Annotated in this window: 20 protein-coding genes; 3 read left to right on the top strand and 17 right to left on the bottom strand. The window is 44.6% G+C overall.

Annotation, left to right across the window (positions count from 1 at the left end; translation table 11 throughout):
- Positions 1 to 108: 108 nt before the first annotated feature.
- From IDJ77_RS22710 to IDJ77_RS22750, 9 genes are all read right to left on the bottom strand, one after another.
- Positions 109 to 807, bottom strand: a complete 699-nt coding sequence (locus IDJ77_RS22710) for a response regulator transcription factor (protein WP_191191273.1) — start codon at positions 805 to 807, stop codon at positions 109 to 111.
- Positions 800 to 2,434: a sensor histidine kinase gene (locus tag IDJ77_RS22715; protein WP_191191274.1), complete on the bottom strand. Its 1,635-nt coding sequence runs from the start codon at positions 2,432 to 2,434 to the stop codon at positions 800 to 802. The genes IDJ77_RS22710 and IDJ77_RS22715 overlap by 8 nt, the downstream gene beginning before the upstream one ends.
- A gap of 102 nt (positions 2,435 to 2,536) precedes the next feature.
- Positions 2,537 to 3,322 (bottom strand): hypothetical protein, encoded by a 786-nt coding sequence (locus IDJ77_RS22720; protein WP_191191275.1) that lies wholly within the window; start codon positions 3,320 to 3,322, stop codon positions 2,537 to 2,539.
- A gap of 38 nt (positions 3,323 to 3,360) precedes the next feature.
- Positions 3,361 to 3,894: a hypothetical protein gene (locus IDJ77_RS22725; protein ID WP_191191276.1), complete on the bottom strand. Its 534-nt coding sequence runs from the start codon at positions 3,892 to 3,894 to the stop codon at positions 3,361 to 3,363.
- 136 nt (positions 3,895 to 4,030) lie between these two features.
- Positions 4,031 to 5,467, bottom strand: a complete 1,437-nt coding sequence (locus tag IDJ77_RS22730; protein ID WP_191191277.1) for a Glu/Leu/Phe/Val family dehydrogenase — start codon at positions 5,465 to 5,467, stop codon at positions 4,031 to 4,033.
- 150 nt (positions 5,468 to 5,617) lie between these two features.
- Positions 5,618 to 5,827 (bottom strand): CcmD family protein, encoded by a 210-nt coding sequence (locus IDJ77_RS22735; RefSeq protein WP_191191278.1) that lies wholly within the window; start codon positions 5,825 to 5,827, stop codon positions 5,618 to 5,620.
- Positions 5,828 to 5,830: 3 nt separating this feature from the next.
- Complete coding sequence (locus IDJ77_RS22740; RefSeq protein ID WP_224751202.1) at positions 5,831 to 6,505, bottom strand: cytochrome c biogenesis protein; 675 nt, start codon at positions 6,503 to 6,505, stop codon at positions 5,831 to 5,833.
- Between the two features lie 409 nt (positions 6,506 to 6,914).
- Positions 6,915 to 8,099, bottom strand: coding sequence for a carboxypeptidase-like regulatory domain-containing protein (locus IDJ77_RS22745; RefSeq protein WP_191191279.1), 1,185 nt, complete (start codon positions 8,097 to 8,099; stop codon positions 6,915 to 6,917).
- A gap of 94 nt (positions 8,100 to 8,193) precedes the next feature.
- On the bottom strand, positions 8,194 to 8,877 hold the full coding sequence (locus tag IDJ77_RS22750) for a heme exporter protein CcmB (RefSeq protein ID WP_128533411.1): 684 nt from the start codon (positions 8,875 to 8,877) through the stop codon (positions 8,194 to 8,196).
- A 56-nt stretch (positions 8,878 to 8,933) separates the two neighbouring features.
- On the opposite strand from IDJ77_RS22750, the gene IDJ77_RS22755 reads away from it, so the two are divergent.
- From IDJ77_RS22755 to IDJ77_RS22765, 3 genes are read left to right on the top strand one after another with little or no spacing between them, the layout of a single operon-like run.
- Positions 8,934 to 9,878, top strand: coding sequence for an Rpn family recombination-promoting nuclease/putative transposase (locus IDJ77_RS22755; RefSeq protein WP_191191280.1), 945 nt, complete (start codon positions 8,934 to 8,936; stop codon positions 9,876 to 9,878).
- A 42-nt stretch (positions 9,879 to 9,920) separates the two neighbouring features.
- Positions 9,921 to 10,730 (top strand): SDR family NAD(P)-dependent oxidoreductase, encoded by an 810-nt coding sequence (locus IDJ77_RS22760; RefSeq protein WP_191191281.1) that lies wholly within the window; start codon positions 9,921 to 9,923, stop codon positions 10,728 to 10,730.
- 3 nt (positions 10,731 to 10,733) lie between these two features.
- Complete coding sequence (locus IDJ77_RS22765) at positions 10,734 to 11,219, top strand: methylated-DNA--[protein]-cysteine S-methyltransferase (RefSeq protein ID WP_191191282.1); 486 nt, start codon at positions 10,734 to 10,736, stop codon at positions 11,217 to 11,219.
- Here IDJ77_RS22765 and IDJ77_RS22770 read toward each other — a convergent pair.
- The 8 genes from IDJ77_RS22770 to IDJ77_RS22805 all read right to left on the bottom strand — a co-directional run bounded on the left by IDJ77_RS22770 (position 11,203) and on the right by IDJ77_RS22805 (position 20,509).
- Positions 11,203 to 13,140 carry a response regulator gene (locus tag IDJ77_RS22770; RefSeq protein WP_191191283.1) on the bottom strand — a complete coding sequence of 646 codons (1,938 nt, stop codon included), beginning with the start codon at positions 13,138 to 13,140 and terminating at the stop codon, positions 11,203 to 11,205. The two genes, IDJ77_RS22765 and IDJ77_RS22770, sit on opposite strands and share 17 nt — an antisense overlap.
- Before the next feature lie 16 nt (positions 13,141 to 13,156).
- Positions 13,157 to 13,705 carry a chemotaxis protein CheB gene (locus IDJ77_RS22775; RefSeq protein ID WP_191191284.1) on the bottom strand — a complete coding sequence of 183 codons (549 nt, stop codon included), beginning with the start codon at positions 13,703 to 13,705 and terminating at the stop codon, positions 13,157 to 13,159.
- Between the two features lie 34 nt (positions 13,706 to 13,739).
- Positions 13,740 to 14,579, bottom strand: a complete 840-nt coding sequence (locus tag IDJ77_RS22780; RefSeq protein ID WP_191191285.1) for a CheR family methyltransferase — start codon at positions 14,577 to 14,579, stop codon at positions 13,740 to 13,742.
- Between the two features lies 1 nt (position 14,580).
- Positions 14,581 to 18,012, bottom strand: a complete 3,432-nt coding sequence (locus IDJ77_RS22785) for a response regulator (RefSeq protein WP_191191286.1) — start codon at positions 18,010 to 18,012, stop codon at positions 14,581 to 14,583.
- 98 nt (positions 18,013 to 18,110) lie between these two features.
- The gene (locus IDJ77_RS22790; protein WP_191191287.1) at positions 18,111 to 18,533 is read right to left on the bottom strand and encodes a hypothetical protein; all 423 of its coding nucleotides are present in this window, start codon (positions 18,531 to 18,533) and stop codon (positions 18,111 to 18,113) included.
- 2 nt (positions 18,534 to 18,535) lie between these two features.
- Complete coding sequence (gldC, locus tag IDJ77_RS22795) at positions 18,536 to 18,868, bottom strand: gliding motility protein GldC (protein ID WP_191191288.1); 333 nt, start codon at positions 18,866 to 18,868, stop codon at positions 18,536 to 18,538.
- A gap of 5 nt (positions 18,869 to 18,873) precedes the next feature.
- Positions 18,874 to 19,182 (bottom strand): hypothetical protein, encoded by a 309-nt coding sequence (locus IDJ77_RS22800; RefSeq protein ID WP_191191289.1) that lies wholly within the window; start codon positions 19,180 to 19,182, stop codon positions 18,874 to 18,876.
- Complete coding sequence (locus IDJ77_RS22805) at positions 19,148 to 20,509, bottom strand: DEAD/DEAH box helicase (protein ID WP_191191290.1); 1,362 nt, start codon at positions 20,507 to 20,509, stop codon at positions 19,148 to 19,150. Before IDJ77_RS22805 ends, IDJ77_RS22800 begins: the two co-directional genes overlap by 35 nt.
- Positions 20,510 to 20,861: the final 352 nt, after the last annotated feature.

The following is a 20,861-nucleotide window of genomic DNA, read 5'->3' on the forward strand; positions in this document are numbered from 1 at the left end:
AGGTTGGAATGTTGAAAGGTTTTAAAGTTTGAATATTAACAAACTAAAAAGGTTGAAATGCAAACAACATTTCAACCTTTCAACTTTAAAACCTTTCAACAATTCTCTCTACCACACCAGCTTATACCCCACTCCCCGGATGTTGATGATCTGAATGTTAGGGTCTGCAGCTAAGTGACGGCGGAGCTTGGTGATGAACACATCCAGACTGCGGGCGTTAAAAAAGTTATCGTCGCCCCAAATGGTATCCAGCAGTATTTTGCGAGGCAATACCTCGTGCTCATTCTTGCAAAGCAGCTTTAAAATATCGCTCTCGCGGGCGGTTATCGGCCAGGTATTGATACCTTGCTGTAAGGTGTTTTTTACCGGGTTAAAATGCAGGTTGCTTATCTGGTAGAGTTCGTTAGCTGGTTTATCGGGCGTTTTACGGGCAAGCAGGCGATTATGGCTCAGCAGCACCCGCATCCGTACAATGAGTTCCTCCACGCTGAAGGGTTTCTTCAGATAATCATTCGCCCCGCTCTCAAAGCCAGCCACCACATCTTTGGGCTGCGATTTTGCCGTAAGGAAGATGATTGGCGTTGTTTTATCCGCTTCGCGGATCTTCCTGGCCAGTTCAAAGCCATCCATTTTGGGCATCATTACATCCAGCGCTAAAATATCCGGCTTGCTTTCGCGGTACTTTTGCAGGGCCTGCTCGCCGTTGGCGCAAAGCACCACCTCAAAACCCGACTCCTCCAAACTCTCGCGCACGATATGGGCCAGCGCAAGCTCGTCCTCGGCTAATAAAACCTTTATTTTATCCATTTTTAAGGGGGATAGATACCGTAAACTCACTTCCTTTGTTCATCTTGCTGGTAACAGATACTTTGCCCCCATGGGCCTCTGCAATGTATTTAACATAATTGAGCCCCAGGCCGGTTCCTTTTACATTGTGTACATTCCCCGCCGGTACACGGTGAAATTTATCAAAAATGTGTTTAATATGCTTTGCCGGTATACCCATGCCATTATCCTTTATCGAAAACAAGGCGTATTTATTTTGTTTGGTTAGGTTTATTTTAATATCCACAGGCTCAGTTGCATACTTGATGGCATTATCTATTAGGTTAAGCATAATGTTGCGTAAATGTACCTTATCCGCTTCTATCTCCGTAATACCATCGCGGTTGATGTAACTGATGCTTACCTCCTTGATTGTTTTTTGTTTTTCGGCTTCTATCAGCTCGTTCATCAGTTCGTCAATGGCTATTCGCTCTTTTACCAATACCACCTTTTTACGCTCGAAAGCAGCAACGTTAAGCACTTTGGTTACCAGCCCATCAAGCCGACTCAATTCGTTGCGCGATGTTTGCAGGTAGCGTTGGGTTTTCTCCGGATCGTTTAAGCCGTTAAACTTTTGCAGCCCTTCTATGGCAACGGTGATGGTGGCTATGGGCGTTTTCAGCTCGTGCGTCATATTATTGATGAAATCATCCTTTAGCTCGGTCAGCTTTTTTTGCTGAACAATGGTGCGGATAATGTAGAACAGACAAAATATGGTAAACACGATCAAAAAACCTGATAAGCCCAGTATGATGATCATTTCACTTAAGATGCCAATTTGCGCACGGTCGAATTTTGCCCTTACGAACAGTGTATTTTTATCGGTATGCTGCAAAAATAAAAAGCCATGGTATTTATAAGTAAACTGCCCGGTTTCGCTGTACCGCAACTGATTTATGAGGTGCGGGTCAAAATCGTCTGCCGGGATGGGTTTATCAGATATATCCAGGTCGAAATCAAAGCGGCGCATCTTAGGGTGCATTTGCTGCAGGGCTTCCTTAAAATAAAAGTGAAGCGTCGTACTGTCGGCCTTGCGGTAATCAGGCGGCAATGCAAAAATGCCGTTACGAAGGACAATATCATATATTACTTCGCGAAATGGCTTTCGGCTACTTACACCTGCTGATTTCCTTTTTTCGCTGATATGCAAATAGCTGTCTTCCATCCCAAGCAGAAGTAATACTTGGTCAACAACACTTGGTACATAAAACGACATCTCTGTGAGTGTCTCGGCGTTTGTTGCAGTGTGGTTTATTTTTGCCCGGTAAAAATCAAAGTCAGATTTAGACACCAACAGAGGCTCGCCCATACTTACATACTTATTTTTGAGCCAGATATTAAACCAGATATTAGAGGTATCTTTCTTTATTGTGTCTATCCTGATATTAGTACCCGGGTCCGACAGGCGTTTTACCATCACCACCCTGATAGAATCGAAATAGTCTTTTTTGCAGCTATCCAGCGCGCGTTGCATGGCTATGTTGATGTCGCCGTCGAATTTTTCTTTGTTGAGTTTATAGGCCGTAAAACTCCAGTACAGCTGCAGCACGATAATACCGGCTAGCAAAAGAGTTGTTAAAAACAATACGATAGAAAGTTTCTTTTTCATGATTTTGGTTGCTTAAGGTAAAAGTAATTCGCCCGAAAGCAACCGCCTGTATCTGTTAACATTCGTTAACGTTAAATAAGGGTGGGTAAGACACATAAGCCTTCATAAGAACAACCTATAATTTTTTGCCCAATATCTTTCAAAGAAGAAATAACGATAAAAATCATTTCCTCCAATAGCTTGAACCGGGAATTCGGCATATCTAATACCTTTTCCGTTTTTAAACCGATAGATGTGTACCCCTTTTTTTTCGTCTGCATCGCAAGCGTACTGTTTAAGACTCCCTATTTTTTTTACTTCAAAATTTTTAATATAAAATAGTTCGCTCGTTATATTCTGTCCACGATATTTTTCTGACTTGTCGCCTCTATATCGCGATGCATCACTCGGGTCAACCACAAGTACACAAGGATATTTAACGTCATAGGAATAGTAATAATTGGTTTTGGGTATGCGTTTTGCGGTATGAAAATCACTAAAATGAATTACCTTTTTATACGTTTTTTTCTCCTTAACATAAAGCCATAAATTCTCAGAACCAAGTGCGTCACTTGTGAAGCCAATTCTAAAATCTTTGTAACCATCGCCGTTAAAGTCTCTGGGATCAACAATTGGTGCATTTTCGGCCACCTTAAAAATCGTGTCATCCTTTCCCCTCAATAGGTAGGTCTTAAGACTTGTGCTAACAAGTGTAAAATGTAGGCCATCCACAAAAACCTCATTTTTACTAACTATAGTATCTAAATTGGAATTGAGGCCAAGTTTATGGTTAGACAAATAGGGTTTTGAACTTTCTTTTTCTGGTTTGGTCGGCCGCTCTTTATCTAATTGCACACAAGCAACAGGAAAGATAAACAGGAAGCATACAAAAAATAAGCGGCTCAGCATTACGAAGGTGCTTTAATAAATATTTGCAAATATGGGTATTAGTATTTCACCAATCTTTCACCCCGAATGATATAATATCCAAACAACCCTTCATCAACCGTTATCACGGCGTACGATGCCTGCTTTAACTCCTCATTGCTCGCGGCTTTAACCGAGTAGTTCTTCTCGTGGAATTTAACAGCTGCGCTCGGCCCGTATTTGCCATAATGCGGGTATCTTGCGTTGATGGTAAGTTTAAACGCTACTTTCTTCCCATCGGAGAACACATCGTTAAGAAAAAACAAAACGGCGTTGAAAGCAAATGCTGTTACAAAGGCCATCGGCAGAAATTGCTTCGCCCGCTTCGCGAAGAATACCGCTGCTAACAAACCCGCGATGCATCCGGCAATCACGGGGATATGCCATTCAACTAAAGTGCGGTCATACTCCATCAATGGGTAAAAGAACGTATAATAACCCAAAACCAAGATCGCGGGAACTTTTATAAGGCACGACCAGCAACCAAACTTGCTGTTTATCGTCCACATAAACTCCTTTCTAAAGGCTGTCGGTTTGGTTAGTTGCTGGTTCAACGGCGGGATATTTTCATCTGATCAATGTATCGATATTTTTCAAATTCAGAGCGCAAAAAAAGAGCGCCATTCCGGGCGCTCTTTCTTTATATCGAATTTGAAGACTAATCTCTAATCTCCAGCCTCTAAACGCTGATCACGGCCAAACACCAAGGTTTTGGTACGATACCGCTATTTTGTTGATAGCGCCTACCATGGCTGCGTTACGCAGGGTTCCTATCTTAGGGTTGTTCTTGTAGATCTCGCGGATCTCGTGGTATGAGCGGATCATGGTATCTTCCAAACCGGAGTTTACCAATTCCAATTCCGACGCACCTTTGATGATGGTTGAACGCTGCATCGGTGTTAAAGCCGTGCCGGTAATACCTTCTACCATGTTCACCAAATTCAGGTTCGAGTTTTCCTCAAACCTGCGGTTGATACGGCCGAATGCTACGTGGCTCAGGTTTTTCAACCATTCGAAGTACGATACGGTAACACCGCCGGCGTTGGCATACATATCCGGGATGATCATGCCGCCATTTTTGTAAAACGCGGCTTCCGCTTCCGGGGATGTGGGGCCGTTCGCACCTTCAGCAATAATTTTTGCTTTAATGCTGCCCACGTTTTGCGAAGTGATCTGGTTTTCCAAAGCAGCAGGTACTAATATGTCACAAGGCTGCTCCAGGCCGTCCATCGTGTTTTTAAACTCTTTTTTCGCGCCGGCATAACCTAAGATAGATCCGCTTGATTTGCGGTGCTGGAATACAGCTTCCACATCCAAACCATCCTCGTTGTAAATAGCACCTTCAAACTCGCAAAGGCCAACTATTAACGCGCCAAATTCCGAAAGGAACTTTGCAGAGTAGTAACCCACGTTACCTAGGCCCTGTACAATTATCTTTTTGCCCGATAAGCCGGTGGTTAAGCCTATCTTCTGCATATCCTCGGCAACACCCACACACTCGCGGATGGCTATGGCAACTCCACGGCCGGTTGCTTCTCTCCTGCCGGCAATACCGTGCAGCGCAATAGGCTTACCTGTTACAGCACCCATAGCATCCAGCTGACCAGGGTTCATGGTAGCATAGGTGTCGGCAATCCAGCTCATTTCGCGTTCGCCGCTACCGTAATCGGGTGCAGGTACATCAATGCTTGGGCCTATAAAGTTCTTTTTGATAAGCTCTACCGTGTAGCGACGGGTAATATTCTCCAATTCGCTTACGCTGTAACTTTTAGGATTTATTTTTATGCCGCCTTTAGCACCGCCGAAAGGTACATTTACAATGGCGCATTTGTAGGTCATGAGGGCAGCAAGCGCCATTACTTCATCCTCGTTCACCATTTCGCTGTAGCGGATACCACCTTTAGTTGGGCTTTGGTGGTGCGAGTGTTCTACACGCCAGGCATCAATAACTTCGAAACCATTGCCCCTGCGGATAGGGAAACGGAAACGGTAAACACTGTTACACGATTTTATCTGGTCTAACAAACCGGCATCGTGCTGGGTAAATTGCGCTGCAAAATCAAAGTTTTTACATACGTCACCAAAAAAGTGCGTATCCTGATTTGCAGTCGGATTATTAATATTCATAATTTAGAATTGGATAAAAATTAATCTCTTAAAAAACTGCGCAAAGTTGGTTCTTTTTTTGCGAATAATGCAAATTTTTAAAAGACAGTATCTGTTTAAAATGTAAAGAAATTCAAAATCAAAGTTTAAACAGCATTAAGGGGGATTAGTTTAATTCTCCTTCTCAATTTTTTTCAGGCGGCGATCGATGCTGAACAGGTAAATGGCCAGCCCGGTAAAAATTATCACAATGGTAATTACCACCACATAGATCATCCCCGATGTACGGAGCGCATCTGCCATTTGTATATCGCTCCCTGGCTGGGCGTTCACGGTAACAAAACTAAGCAGCATAGCCACTAAAAATATCAGTTTCTTCATCTCTTAATTTATCGTGTTCTTTTTAAATTCAATTAAACGTATACGGTAGCGCAGGGTAGCTATCCAAACCGCAATAAGCGCCCAGGCAATAAAGGCGGGGTAAAGCACTATACGCATGCGGTTGTCCATATCCAGTTTACCAAACGCAGGGTTACCGCCGTTGCCGGGGTGCAGCGAGTCGGTTAGGCGGGGTAAAACCATAATCAGCACCACCATTATGGGGAATGCAAAAATGTTATAGATGGCCGAGATCTTTCCGCGCTTTTGTTCCTCGTCTATCGAGTTGCGCAGCACCAAGTAGGCACAGTACAGTAAAAAGGCTATGGCGGCGCTGTTTTGTTTAGGGTCGTTGCTCCAGTACTCGCCCCAGGCGTATTTTGCCCAAAGCATCCCGGTTACCAGGCCCAGGGCAAAAAAGAAAAGCCCTGTATTTACGCATTCCACTGCTATCAAGTCGTGCTCCTCTTTGCCGCTCTGCAGGTATTTAATGCTGTAAATTACCGATATGGTGAACACCGTGAACATGGCTATCCACATAGGCACATGGAAATACGTGTTGCGTATTGTTTCGTGCAGGATAGGCAGTCGGGGTACCCCTATCAAAAAACCGGCTGTGAGTGTATAAAATATCAGCACAACGGCCAATACTTTCCACCAGGTTTGATAAATGAATTTCATATTGTGCGGCAAAGGTAGTAATATGTTTGTTTATGATAGATTAGTTACCGTATAATTAGTATTGTTGCACTGCGAGGCGTTAATGGTTATAAAGTTATTTTGATTGTGGGGAAAGGGTTGAAAAATTGTTACTAAAGGGTGGTGAAATTGAAAGCCTTTATTTTTTTAGGCTATGACTTTTGAGGTTGAAGTATAGGCTTGATTTTTATCAGGAAATCCTATAATCATGACAATCAAGGTTCAGACAATTATGATGGCGATGCCTTCGGCCCGGGCTTTCCAGGGCTCCGCTGCGCTGCGGCCGCTCCCCGCTCATTGCTCCCCGTTGCGGCTAAACCCTTCCAATCCCTATCGCATTTTCAACAGGTATTACACCAATGAACTAATAAACCATTGAACTAATGAATCACTAATCACCCGGCTCATAATCAACCGGCAACAGGTTAGAGAGCTTAGATTTGCTCCAGGTGCCTTCGTACAGCGGACTTTCGGCTATCACGATGCCGTTCATATCAAAAATAGCGTAGCGTTTACTATAGAGACTGATCACGCTGGTTTCAAAATTCTCCATATCCAACGGGCGGTATATATCGCGGAACACCGCGTCCTCGTACTTTTTGGTATAAACCACATAAAGGTAAGCCGGGAAGGTAATAGCAAAGATCCCCTCCTGCCCCGTGGTGCGGATCACGTCGATAGCCTTTAATGGTGGTTTTATCAGGTTCTCATTGGCCCATTTGGGTACGTTCTGCTGGTCTATCCAATACCTGGCCGAATCGCGGTTAACCAGTTCGAACTGTTTTATTTTCTTTTGGATAAAAGCTTCCTGATAGCGGTTTGGGTTGAGGATACGGGTGTAGTTATAGATCACAAAACCCTCATCAGTCAGCTTGTTCTTATAAAGCGACCTATAAAAATGTTGCGCGGAACCATAATACGCGTCCTCTCGCTTAGCCTTCCACTTTTTCTTTTGCGATTCGCTGCCAGGCAGTTCCTCAAAAAGCGCCTTGCCCACATACGAGATGGTATGCGATATATTGTCGCTGCTGAAGCTGTTCAGCAGGAACTTGGTACGATAGCCAAGGGCATTATTCTCTACCACTAAAAACTCATCGGAGGATGCTTCCAGTGTTTGCTTCCTGCGGATATAGGTGAGATCGAGCACATGCGGGTTCACAACCTTACAATGTTTGGCATTTTCGGTAGTCCCTATAAAATCTTTTTTAAACTGCTCGTAGTTCTTTTTCCAGTCGGCATTGCTGGTGATGGTTACCGCCCGCATCATCATTACCTTGGGCGTCATCTCAATAACCAGGTTAATCGGCTGACTGCCTACCAGTACTTGTTTGGTGTATTCTTCATATCCGAGTGTGGTTACCACTAAATTATACTGCCCGGGTTTTATACCGCTTAATGTAAAAGTGCCGTCATCTGCAGTTGCGGTACCGTAACTGGCATTGCTGAGGAACACGCTGGCCCTCGCAACCGGGGTTTTAGTACCGGCAGCAGTAATTTTCCCGCTTATAAACCCGGCCTGCGCAGCCGCCAGCATGGGCAGCCATAAAAACATCACGATAAACCACCAACGGCGCATTGTACTTTTAAATTTTTTTAGAGGATGCTAATAAAGATATAATTTATGAACTAAAGATGAAAAAGATCGATGGTAATTAAAAAGATACAGGCGATTAATCCCTCCACAAAAACGGGAACAATATCAATGAGGTAGTGATCACGATAACGTTGATAGCCACCAGCACACCAATGGTGCCGTAACTGTGCCCGCGGTCTATCCCATCCATGGCAGCCTTGCTTACTTTTATCAGGAGCAGTATCACCGGGATAATTACCGGGAAGCTTAATATGGCCATCAGCGTACCGTTATTACCCGCCTTGGACGCTATGGCCGAGATCATGGTGAATACTGTAGAAAAGCTGATACTGCCTATCAGCACGGTGATGAAGTAAAAAAACAGATCGCCAACCGTGTTGGTAAAGAAGAGCATATACACCAATAGCGCCAGTATGCTCAGCAAGCCCATCAGCATGGCGTTATAGATGGTTTTAGATAAGATTATGGCCTGCGGGCGCGCTATGGTATAATAATACAACAAACGGGCTTTGCTCTCCTGCATAAAGCTTTTGGCAATGGCATTAACCGAAGCAAACAGCATAATGATCCAGAAGAGGATATTCCAAACAATGGGGTAGCCCTGGCTGCTTTTAAAACCCGGGTTTAAATTAAAGGAGATGTAGCAGATAAAAACCGTGGAGACGATGTACAGCAGTACCCCATTAAAAGCGTATTTGGAGCGCCATTCCAGGATGATCTCTTTTTTTAATAAGTTATAGGTTTCGTTAAAAAGCCTCATTGGGCAAATATACTAATCTGCCATTTGAATTGGGTTTATCTTAATATCTTTGAGACATGCCTAACCAACAACCACCCGCTACGGGGAAATATATTGATCCTTTAGTAGACTTTGCTTTTAAGAAAATATTCGGCAGTGAACCCAATAAAGATTTGCTGATCGCTTTTTTAAACGAAGTTTTTAGAGGTCGTAAAGTTATTGCCGACCTTGTATACAGCAAAAACGAACAACACGGCGATCTGAAAGACGAAGGGGCGGCCATATTCGACCTCCAATGCACCGGCGACAAGGGCGAGCAATTTATCATTGAGATACAACGGGGCAGGCAAGGATTTTTTAAAGAAAGGGCTTTGTTTTACACATCCCGCCTCATTAGTAACCAGGCACCAAAAGGTAAACGCAGCCAATGGGCATACGACCTTACCGAAGTATATTTAATTGCACTGCTGGAAGATTTTACATCTGCGGCAGGCCCCTATCCCAAATATGTGCACGATGTTTATTTATGCGACCGCGACACAGGTGAAATATTTTACGAAAAATTGGGTTTTACCTATATAGAATTGAGTAAATTTGTTAAAACCGAAAGTGAATTAGGCACAGAATTGGATAAGTGGCTTTATGTGCTAAAAAACATGAGCAAAATTGGTAAGATACCTGTATATTTAAGAAAGCCAATTTTTGAGAAATTATTCAACATTGCGGAATACGCTAATTTTACAAAGGAGGAACGAGACATGTACGATAGCAGCTTAAAATATAAATGGGACAATAAGAACGTTCTGGACTATGCCTTAAAAGAAGGGATTGAGCAAGGGATTGAGCGAGGAATCGAGAAAGGAATTGAGCAAGGGATTGAAAAAGGGATTGAGCAAGGAATTGAAAAAGGCAAGTTAGAAGAAGCGTTAGCCATTGCCCGCGAACTTAAAAAAGAGGGTTTAGCAATTGATTTTATTGCTAAAACCACTAAGCTTTCTATAGAAACAATAGAAAAACTGTAAATATATTTAAGGGTTTCTTTAATGCTCTGTATACTTGCTTAAATGAAGAAACTCGAATTAGCGGATAAATGGATCCTGGTTACTGGCGCCTCATCCGGTCTGGGGCAGGAAATGGCCAAACAACTGGCCACAAAACACCGCGCCAACCTCATCATCGCAGCCCGCCGCAAAGATAAGCTCGATCAGCTTAAAACCGAGCTGGAGGCATCCGCAGGTATAAAAGTGAAGGTGATGGTGGCCGATTTGTCGGTACATGAGGATGTGGTACGAATGATAGATGATAGCCTGGCCGATGGAACGCTGTACGGCGCTATCTTAAACGCCGGTGTAACTTACTTTGGCCGCCACAGCGATATGCCCTGGGAGCAAACCGAGAACATCATGAAAACCAATGTAAACAGCGTGGTGTATATGACCAGCCGACTGGTGGCCCATTTCGAGAAAGCTAACACCGAAGGCGGTGTGATGATCGTATCCAGCATGGCAGCGTTTTTCCCGGTGCCTTATCAGGCGGTGTATTCGGCAACCAAGGCTTTCATTATGGCCTTTGCCAATGCCTTATCCGTAGAGATCAAAAACCTGGCGCTTTCCTTAACTGTGTATGCCCCCGGCGGCATAGCTACTGAAATGACCGAAGGTAAAAACTTTAACGACCTGAAAAGCTGGCTGATGCCCGTTGATCAGGCCGCTATTGAGGGGCTGAACGCTTTTATATTGCGCAAGCATGTGCATATCCCCGGCTTTTTAAACCGGGTGGGCAATGTATTTATGAGCTTTATGCCGCGCAAGTTCATCACCAAAAACATGGGCAAGGTATATTATAAAGCACTGCTAAAAGCAGAGAGTTTATAAATCATGTACGAGGCTTTCCATAAAACACCGGTTGGGTTTGTCCGCATCAGGGCCGGGGAAGAGTACATCACCTCCATCAGCATCCGCGATGAGGAATGCGTGGAAACACCGTCGGATTCGCCGGTGATCAACCTCGCTATTAAACAATTGGATGAATATTTTGAGGGCACCAGGAAGGCGTTCGACCTGCCGCTTAATCAACCCGGTACCGAATTTCAGCAGCAGGTTTGGCAGCAGTTACTAACTATCCCTTACGGGAAAACCATCAGTTATGGGCAGCAATCGCAGATCATGAACAGCCCATTGGCTATACGGGCAATTGCGTCTGCCAATGGCAAAAATAATTTGTGGATAGTAGTGCCCTGCCACCGCGTTATCGGCAGCAATGGCAGCCTAACCGGCTACGCTGGCGGCATCTGGCGTAAACAGTGGCTGCTCGACCACGAAGCCCGTGTAATGGGCGTGGGGCAAACTAAATTGTTTTTTTAATTTTACCGCCTACCAGCTTTTCAATTTTACTATGCAGTTCGTGCGGTTCAAATGGTTTTGATAAAACATCGTTCATGCCGGAAGATATGGCTTCTTTATGCTCATGCTCGTAGGCCGCTGCCGATAGCGATATGATAGGTACACTCCGCTTAGGCTCGGCAAAATCCATGCGGATGGTCCTTGCGGTTTGGTAGCCATTAAGCCCCGGCATGTGGGTGTCCATCAAAACCAGGTCGTAGTCGTTATCCGTAAACTTTTCTATAGCACTGTTACCATTATCAACCACCATTACATTCACGTTCCAGTCTTTCAGCATCTTCACCAGCATAAACTGGTTTATCATGTTATCTTCTGCCACCAAAACATTTAAACCCGCAAACGGACTAAGCGGCGCAGCTGGTTTAACGGCTTTATGTTCGGGCATTTTAGCTATTTCGAACCAGTTTGTAAAATTAAATATGCTGCCCTTCCCTATCTGGCTGCTTACGGTAAGTTCGCCGCCTTTTAGCTCCACCAACTTTTTAACAATGGTTAAGCCCAGGCCCGTACCGCCGTATTTGCTTGCTGTATCATCATCGGCCTGCTCAAAGGATTCGAAGATCCTCGAAAGCCTGTCGGCAGGGATGCCAATACCGCTGTCTTCCACGCTAAATCTTAGTTGTACCTTATCACCATTTTTTTGAAGAACCGCAACTTTTAGCTTAACCGTCCCCCTATCGGTAAACTTAATGGCGTTGCTCAGCAGGTTCATCAGTATCTGGTTAATACGCAACGAATCTAACAGCAAAACATCGGGTATATGATCATCTATCTCCAGCTCAAATTCGATGCATTTCTCATCGGCACTAAATTTTAGCAAGCCGTGTACCGATTCGATGGTATTGCGTAAATTATGCGGCGAGCGCACAATATTAAACTTACCGGCCTCTATTTTAGAAATATCCAGCACATCGTTTATAACGCCTAACAACGAGCGCGACGAAGTTTCCAGCATATCCAGCAGGTTACTTTGTTGATTAGTTACACCTGTTTTGCGCAACAAATTGCTGATGCCGATAATGCCGTTCACCGGGGTGCGCAATTCGTGGCTCATGTTGGCCAAAAATGTTTCTTTTACTTTTTTACCGTACTCGGCGGCTTCTTTAGATTTGATAAGCTGCTGCTCATAACTCTTTTGCGGCGAACAATCGCTGATGTTCATAAAAAGCACCTTGTTGCGATACGATACGCGGCAGTCTACCCATATACTGCGCTTATCAAACGTGTTAAACTGAAACTCGAACGAAGAAAATTGCTGGTTATCTTTAATGATCTCTCCAAGTTTCTTTTTAAAGGCGACTTTATCCTCATCTATGGCCAGGTCTACAATGTTGGAGCCAAAAATTTCCGACTGCCGGTAGCCCAATATCTTTTCAACCGCGGGGTTTATCGTTTTTATCCGCAGGGTGTTAGCATCAACAGAGCATATCAGGTCGGCACTATTTCTTACCACAATGGCGTAATCCTCCAGTTCGATATTTTTGGATTTTATCTCCTGCTGCTGGCGCGCAAGCTGTATAAATGAATCAACCTTAGCTGAGGTGATATAGGGGTCGAGCGGTTTGTAAAGGTAATCTACAGCGCCCGCGCCAAAACCTTTAACAGCATATTTGCTCTCTTTGGATATCGCGGTTACAAATATCACCATGATCTCTTTGGTACGCGGGTTGGATTTTAGCATCTCTACCAGCTCGAAGCCATCCATCTCGGGCATCTGCACATCCACAAGTGCAATGGAGATATGATTTTCCCAGGCAATCTTTAAGGCGTCGTTTGGCGACGTAGTAGTAAACAGGCGGATATCATTGCGCTTTAAAAGTGCTTCAAGCGCAACAATATTTTCTTCTCTGTCATCAACGATCAGAATATTAATAGGGGTCATTCAATATGTAGGGGCGTTAAGTACCGTTCTGTAGTAGCTCAAATATCTCCGTAGTTCGTAATATGTATTCAGCACCATCAATGCTAATGGCCGCGTTTGGCATTTCAGCCATTTCCGCATCTTCGGGGTGCTGGGCAATAGTTAGCGCGCCGCTTTGGCGCAGCTTTAGCAGGCCCTCCGCCCCATCCTGGTTTGCTCCCGAAAATAATATGGCTGTACAGCTTTTGCCGAATGCATCCGCAGCGCTTTCAAAGGTTACATCTATAGATGGTTTTGAATACCATATTGCTTCTGATACGTCCAGGCTAAAATACCCCTTCTTTTCTATCAGGGTATGATAGTTTGCCGGTGCTATATAAATAGCATTGCTGTCTATTGGGTCTTTATCGCTAATTTCCCTCAGCAACATACGGCTGTTTTCGGCGAACAGTTTCTCAATTTCGCTAAAAAAATTCTTCTTTCTATGAATAATGATAACGACCGTTTTATTAAAGTCGTGCGGTAATAATTTCACCAGCCTGAACAACAATTTAAACGACCCTGCCGAGCCGCCCAAAAGCAGCATCTTCGATCTGTTAAATCGTCCGATCAGTTGAGCATCAAGCGCCAATTTTTTGGTATATATTTTCCTTTTGGTTGATCACTTTAAACTTTTTACGAAAGCTATCACTGCGGATGGTTTCCTTGTTACCTAAACAAAGATAACCTAATGGACAGAGACTTTTATAAAAAAGATCAAGGATCCGTTCCTGCAATTCTGTTTCAAAATAAATAAAAACGTTGCGGCAACTTATCATCTGAAACTCATTAAATATGGTATCAGAAATGAGGTTATGTACCGAGAATAGCGTATTTTGTTTCAGCTCGCTATGGATGGCCGCCGCATCGTACATCATGGTAAAATGATCTGTTATGGAGCCGGGTAAGCCGGTAAACAAATAGTTTTCAGCATAGCTTTTTATTTTGCGCAGGCTATAAATGCCCTTGCGTGCTTCCTTTAATACTTCGGTATTGATATCCGTGCCGTAAATAAAAGATTTTTTACCCAACCCCTCCTCTTTCAGCAAAATGGCCAGCGAATAAACTTCCTCGCCGGATGAGCAACCGGCGCACCAAACCTTGGTATGCTGGTAGGTAGAAAGGTAAGGTACAACCTGAGTATTTAGCGCCTTGTAAAAGGCCGGATCGCGAAACATCTCGGTTACATTCACCGTAATTTCTTCCAAAAACTCCTGAAAAAAAGCGGGGGCGTTCACCAAAATGTGTTTCAGATCGTAAAAGGATAGCTTCTTCAGCATCATGATCCGCGCCAGCCTCCTTTTAAGGGATGCCTTGGTGTAATCACTAAAGTCAAAGCCGTGGATCTTTTTTACAAGATCTATCAGCTCCGTTAATTGCGGCGTTGTTAAATTACTATCCTTACCTAAAATTTCTCTCATATCAGCTATCCAGCCACAATTGCATCAACGAAATGAGCCTGTCCATATCTACAGGCTTAGTGATATAATCATTAGCGCCTGCAGCTATGCATTTTTCGCGGTCATCCTTCATTGCTTTTGCGGTTAACGCGATAACAGGCAATTTGGCCCATTTGTTTTGCTTGCGTATGTACCTCGTAGCCTCGTAGCCGTCCATTTTGGGCATCATGATATCCATCAGTACGATATCAATATCGGTTATCTCTTCCAGCTTGGCTATCGCTTCTTCGCCATCATTGGCTATCACTACATCCTGGTCGTAACTTTCCAATGCGCTGCTCAGTGCGAAGATGTTTCGCATATCATCATCTACCACCAAAACCTTCTTGCCTTTGAGGTTATCCTTATTGGCAGTTATCAATTTCTTAGGCGATATAGGGGCTGATGCTTGGGGCGTGCCGGTTGACTCGCTTATTTTGTTGAGGAAGAGGTTCACTTCGTCTATCAGCCTGTCTGATGATTTGTTGGTTTTAACTACCATAGCGTTGGCATAATGCATCAGCCTGTTTACCGATGTTTTATCCAGCTCCATCGCGGTATTGATGATGACCGGCAGGGCGGCAAATTTATCCACCTCTTTTATCTTATCTAACAGGTCGAGGCCAGAGATATCCGGCAGGTTCAGATCCAGTATTACGCACTGGTATTCATTCTCGTGCAGCATCCTGAAGGCCGATTCGCCATCATATGCCTGGTCTACCGTAATGCCCTGGCTTTGCATCAGGTCCTTCAGCGCCTGGCTTTGCGCCCGGTGGTCTTCTACCAGCAGTATCTGCTTAAAGCGGGTGCCGCTGTTCACCATAATATCGGTAAACAGCTTATCAAGCGTTTCGGTATCCACCGGCTTTTTAAGGAAGCTGATGGCGCCCTCTTTACGTACCCTATTGGCCGCTGCCTCACCTGCCGACATCAGGTGCACCGGTATAGCCAGGGTAGCCTGGTCGTTCTTCAGTTCTTTCAATATCTGCCAGCCATCTTTGCCCGGCAGCATAATATCCAAAATAACCGCGTCCGGCTGTTTCTCTTTAATGATCTCGAATGCATTTGTGCCTTCGTTCACCATAATAGCGGTGTAGCCGTGGTCGCGGGCGTAATCCTGTAAAATAGCGGCAAAGTTTTTATCGTCCTCTACAATTACTACGGTTGGCTCGCGGCCGGTTTCCGGCTTTTTCACTATAGTGTTCAGGAAGCTGGCAGATGGTGTAAAGGTTTCTACGGTTGGTACGTTCTCCGGTTCCACATGCCTGGCTTCCAGCGGCAGCGTGAGGGTAAACTCGCTGCCCTCGCCCGGTTCGCTTTTGAGGGTAATGTGTCCGCCAAGCAGGCTTGCCAGTTCGCGGCTGATGGATAAGCCCAGCCCGGTACCGCCATACTTACGGCTGGTAGAACCATCTGCCTGCTGAAAGGCATCGAAGATGATCTTCTGTTTATCGGCATGGATGCCAATGCCCGAATCTTTTATGCTGAAACTGATGGTATTGGCCAAGGCGCCCGGTTTAGCGGTAACCGAAATAGAACCGCCATCCGGTGTAAATTTAAACGCGTTCGACAGCAGGTTTTTAATCACCTGCTCTACCCTTTGCTTATCGGTAAAGAAGGTTGCCGGTACATCAATCGCATGGGTTTTAAAGGTGATGTTCTTGTTCATCGCCATTTCGGCAAAAAGAGATTGCACATCGCCCAGGATCTCGGATACCCGGATGTCCTCGTTCTGCATATCCAGCTTGCCCGATTCTATTTTAGAGAGGTCGAGAATATCGTTTATCAGGGTAAGCAGATCGTTACCGGCGTTGAAAATCACACTGGCGTATTTGATCTGGTCTTCCGACAGGTTGAGCGGCTTGTTATCTTTTAAGATGCGTGCCAGCACCAGGATACTGTTCAGCGGGGTACGCAATTCATGGCTCATGTTGGCCAAAAACTCCGATTTATATTTGCCGGTAACTTCCAGCTCGTTTGCCTTTTGGGTGATGCTTTGGCGGGCCTCTTCAATGGCCTGGTTCTTCTCTTCAAGTAAACTGGCTTTTTCTTCCAGTTCGGCGTTGATGGTGCGCAGTTCTTCCTGCTGTACGCGTAGCTCCTCTTCTGATGCCTGCAACATTTCTGTTTTGTTCATCAGCTCTTCGTTGGTAACGCGCATTTCTTCCTGTTGGGCTTCCAGTTCTTCGGCTTGTTGCTGGGTTTCTTCAAACAGATCGTGCATAATTGTGCGGGCCTGGGCGGTATTCACCGCTATGCCGATGTCATTTGCCACAAGCAGGATATAATCTTTCACCTGCTCCCGCAGCTCGCCACGGAAACCGATCTCCATTACGCCTTTCAGTTTTTTATCGAAGAAGAAAGGCACGATGAAGGTTTCTATGATCTCTTCGCTCACGATAGAAGAGCCTAATTCAATTTTATCATTCAGTTTGCCTTTCACCACGGCGGCGCGTTCGTCTTTCGCTGCCTGCCCTATCCAACCCTCGGAAATACGGATAGATTTTTTAAGCGATGCAGGGTCGTTATAGGCATAAGATGCATACAGGTCCAACCGCTCCTCTGTTTCGTTAAATAGGTATAGAGTACCCGTTAAAGCGTTTGCATAGTGGCTCACTTCCGCAAGTATATTTTCAGATAATTCTTTTTCGCTTTGCTGGCCCTGCATTTTATCGTTAAGGGTACCTGTACCCGTGAGTAACCAGTTCTTCGCTTCGTTCTCGGCCAGTACTTTTCCAAGTTCGATATTGGCTATTTTTACTTCTTCTTCTATCTTTTTCTGACGGGCAAATGTACCTTGGATATAGAAAAACATGAGAACAACAATGACCAGGAATATAGCTGAACCAATAGTTATTATCCATATAGCCTCGGTTGTTGCTTTATCGGAAGCTGCCTTGCGCTGTGCAAGCAGGTTATTCTCCGTTTCTATCATGCGGTTCTTAATACCGCGGATACTATCCATATTGCCTTTGCCAGCCAAAAACATATGGTTGGCAACCATATAATCAAGCCCCTTGGCTTCGCGGGTATCTATGTTTAATTTTAAAACGGCCATCTGGCGTGCCACAAGTTCCTTGAGGGAGTCAATGCGTCTCACCTGTACAGGGTTGTCGGCTATCAGGTTGCCAAGCTGTGTTAAGTTTTCGTTGATACGCGGTACAGCAATGTTATAAGGGTCTAAAAAAATCTTATTGGCCGTTGCGCCATAACCGCGCATGCCGGTTTCGCCGTCTATTAACAATTGCAGTAAATTATTGGTGGTTTTTATAACCTGCTGAGTATGGTCTACCCATACGGTATCTTCCTTTAACTGCTTAATGCTTTTAAAGGAAAGTGTGCCTACAAATAATACCAATACAATGGAAACAGCAAAGCCTGCTAATACCTGGTTGCGAAAGGAAAGCTTAAACATTTAATAAAATGTGGTTAATGTGGTACAAATATGTTTAAAAAATTGCTCGTTAACTAAATTTAATATAACGAAACCCTCCTTAAACAGATTAGGAGTAGCTATACCTGCTGTGCAGAAATATTCAGCTTCTTTTTGGAGAACAGCGCACCTATCACCGCCAACACCGGCCCTACAAACAGCACTATCCAACCCCACCTAAACCTGATCTTGCTGGTTAAGAAAGCGGCAATACCCTTAAATGGTATAAAGCTGAAACTGGTTTTTACTTTGAGAAACGCCGCCAATAACAGCAAAGCAACAAGCGCCAGCGACATAAATGCCGTGAACCGCGTTACTTTGGTTTGGTTAAAGAATGTGCATAGTATGCCGATTATCCCGACCATCAATAGCAACAGTCCGAATGGCTGGTTCATTTTATAAACGTTCATGGTAACCAACCCGAAAGCGCTAAGCATTGGGCAGTAAGTTGCGGCAATAAGTATAATAAAACCGATAAGTGATAAGAGTGAAGGCAGGCGCATTTTTATTGTTTTTTGATATCCATTTTATCGGCAAAGTGGGCGCAATAATCGCGCAGGTCTTCTACAATGTTCTTTTCGCCGGTGGCGCGCAAAAAGGTGTCGCCCATGGTTTGCAGGGTTTCGTAAAAGAAGCGTTTCATTTCATCAACCGGCATATCTTTGGTCCATAGGTCAATCTTTAACGTGTTTTGATAACTCTGATCCCACAAGGAAAGCATGAACGCCTGTACGGGCAAAGCCTCTTTATTTTTTGAATCGGTTGATTCCCACAGGATTTTTTCAGGAATGTTATTATCGTCGAGTTGTACAGTCAGCTTTATTTCAGCAGTCTTCATCAGTGTTATTTAACAATTAAAAATATGATCGTCACCAAAGTTATAAAGCTTAGCTCTACAATCCATAGTTTTTTGGTTTCGGCAAAGAAATTACGGAAAATTATATCCAGCAATGACACAACCACGCCAAACAGTATAAATATCCAGGTAATGGTACCGCTCCAATGCTCGTAAGGGCTGCCGGTTATTTTAGCGCCATTGATGAATATGTAGCCCGCCAGTATAAAAAAGCCGGCAGTGGCAAAATTTAACGGACTAACCCTGAATTTACGCGGTTGATCAGCGTTTTTTGCCGGATCGGTTTTGGCTTCCATATTTTTTTATGGGTTTCTTATTGGTTGGGTGATTAGGATTTTTCTTTGCTTTGGCTGCTTCAAATTTTTTGATCTGCGCCAATGATTTTTTCTCGTGGAAGGCTCCCTTAAAGTCGGGATCTTCCTTGCGTTTTTGCAGGTCTATCTCTTTGGCCTGCTCCTGTCGTTCCTCGTACGGGGTTTCCTCAATAAACACACCCTCGGGAATAGGATAAACGGGAATGGTTTGCCTGATGAGCTTCTGGATCTTATTTACATAATACTCCTCTGACGGCACTGCAAAGGTAATGGCTACGCCCGAGTTATACGCCCTGCCCGTACGGCCAATGCGGTGTACGTAATCCTCAATTACCACAGGCACATCGTAGTTTATTACGTGGCTTACGTCACTCACATCAATACCGCGCGAGGCTACATCTGTAGCTACCAGGATCTTCACCTTATCCTCTTTAAACGAATTGATGGAGTTGATACGAGTGTTTTGCCCTTTGTTGGCGTGTAGTACTTTTACACCTGTTTCGCCGTATTTGCGCAACAGGAATTTGTACACATCCTCGGCCGCTACACGGGTTTTGCAAAACACCATCAGTTTTTTGATGTCGCCCTCTTTGTCCATCAAAACCTTCAGCAGGTTTATCTTGGTTTTATTATTGGGTACGTGGTACAGTTGCTGGGTAACCGTTTCTGCCGTTGTGGCCTGCGGGGTAACTTCTATCACCGTAGGGAACTCCAAAAAATTATGAGAGAGTTCCTGGATCCTATCAGACATGGTGGCCGAGAACAGCAGGTTTTGGCGCTTAACCGGTACTACCTCTAAAATGCGGTTTATCTGCGGCATAAAGCCCATATCCATCATCTTATCGGCCTCATCAAGCACCAGCACCTGCAAGGTTTTGGTAACGATGTGGCCGGCCAGGTAAATATCAAGCAAACGGCCCGGCGTTGCTACAATAATATCAACGCCTTTGTTAATGAGTTCGATCTGTGTTTTTGGGCCGAGGCCACCGTAAAGCACCACAACCCGTAAGTCGGTATTGGCAGCGAAGGCCTTGATGTTCTCTTCTATCTGCATAGCCAACTCGCGCGTTGGCGATACGATGAGCGCACGCGGACTATCGCCCTGGGCGTATTTCAGCTTCATTAATATCGGCAGCACATAGGCGGCGGTTTTGCCGGTACCTGTTTGCGCAATGCCCATTACATCCTGCCCGTTCATTATCGGGGGGATAGCCTTTTCCTGTATCGGCGTAGCTCTGGTATAACCGGCATCGGCAACAGCATTCAATATCTGCCGGTTAAATTTAAAATCTTCAAAGGGTATGCCCATGGCGGCAAAGATAAGGTTTTTGTTTTAGAGGAAGGATGAAGGACGGAAAGACGAAGGAAGGGCGCTAATCTTATACTTTGCGGCGGCTTTTTATAACTATGGTTTCAACCCTTGTGTTTCGAAACATGGCAGTCATGTCTGCATCGCGGGTTTAACTCACCCACAACCCCCTCTCTCCTGCGGAAAGAAGGGGAGACATAGCTGTTATTTTTTGTTTCTTCACCCTCTTTGCGGAGCAGAGAGGGTCGGCCAGCGTAGCGTCGCCGGGGTGAGTCAAATATGCGGGCGATAAGAAAACCAACCCTCTGTAACGTTTAGCTCCTTTTCCCCGTCATTCCAACTAAACATTTAC

Origin of the sequence: Mucilaginibacter pankratovii (genome assembly GCF_014773265.1) — a bacterium.
In the GTDB taxonomy this organism is placed as follows: Bacteria; Bacteroidota; Bacteroidia; order Sphingobacteriales; family Sphingobacteriaceae; genus Mucilaginibacter; species Mucilaginibacter pankratovii.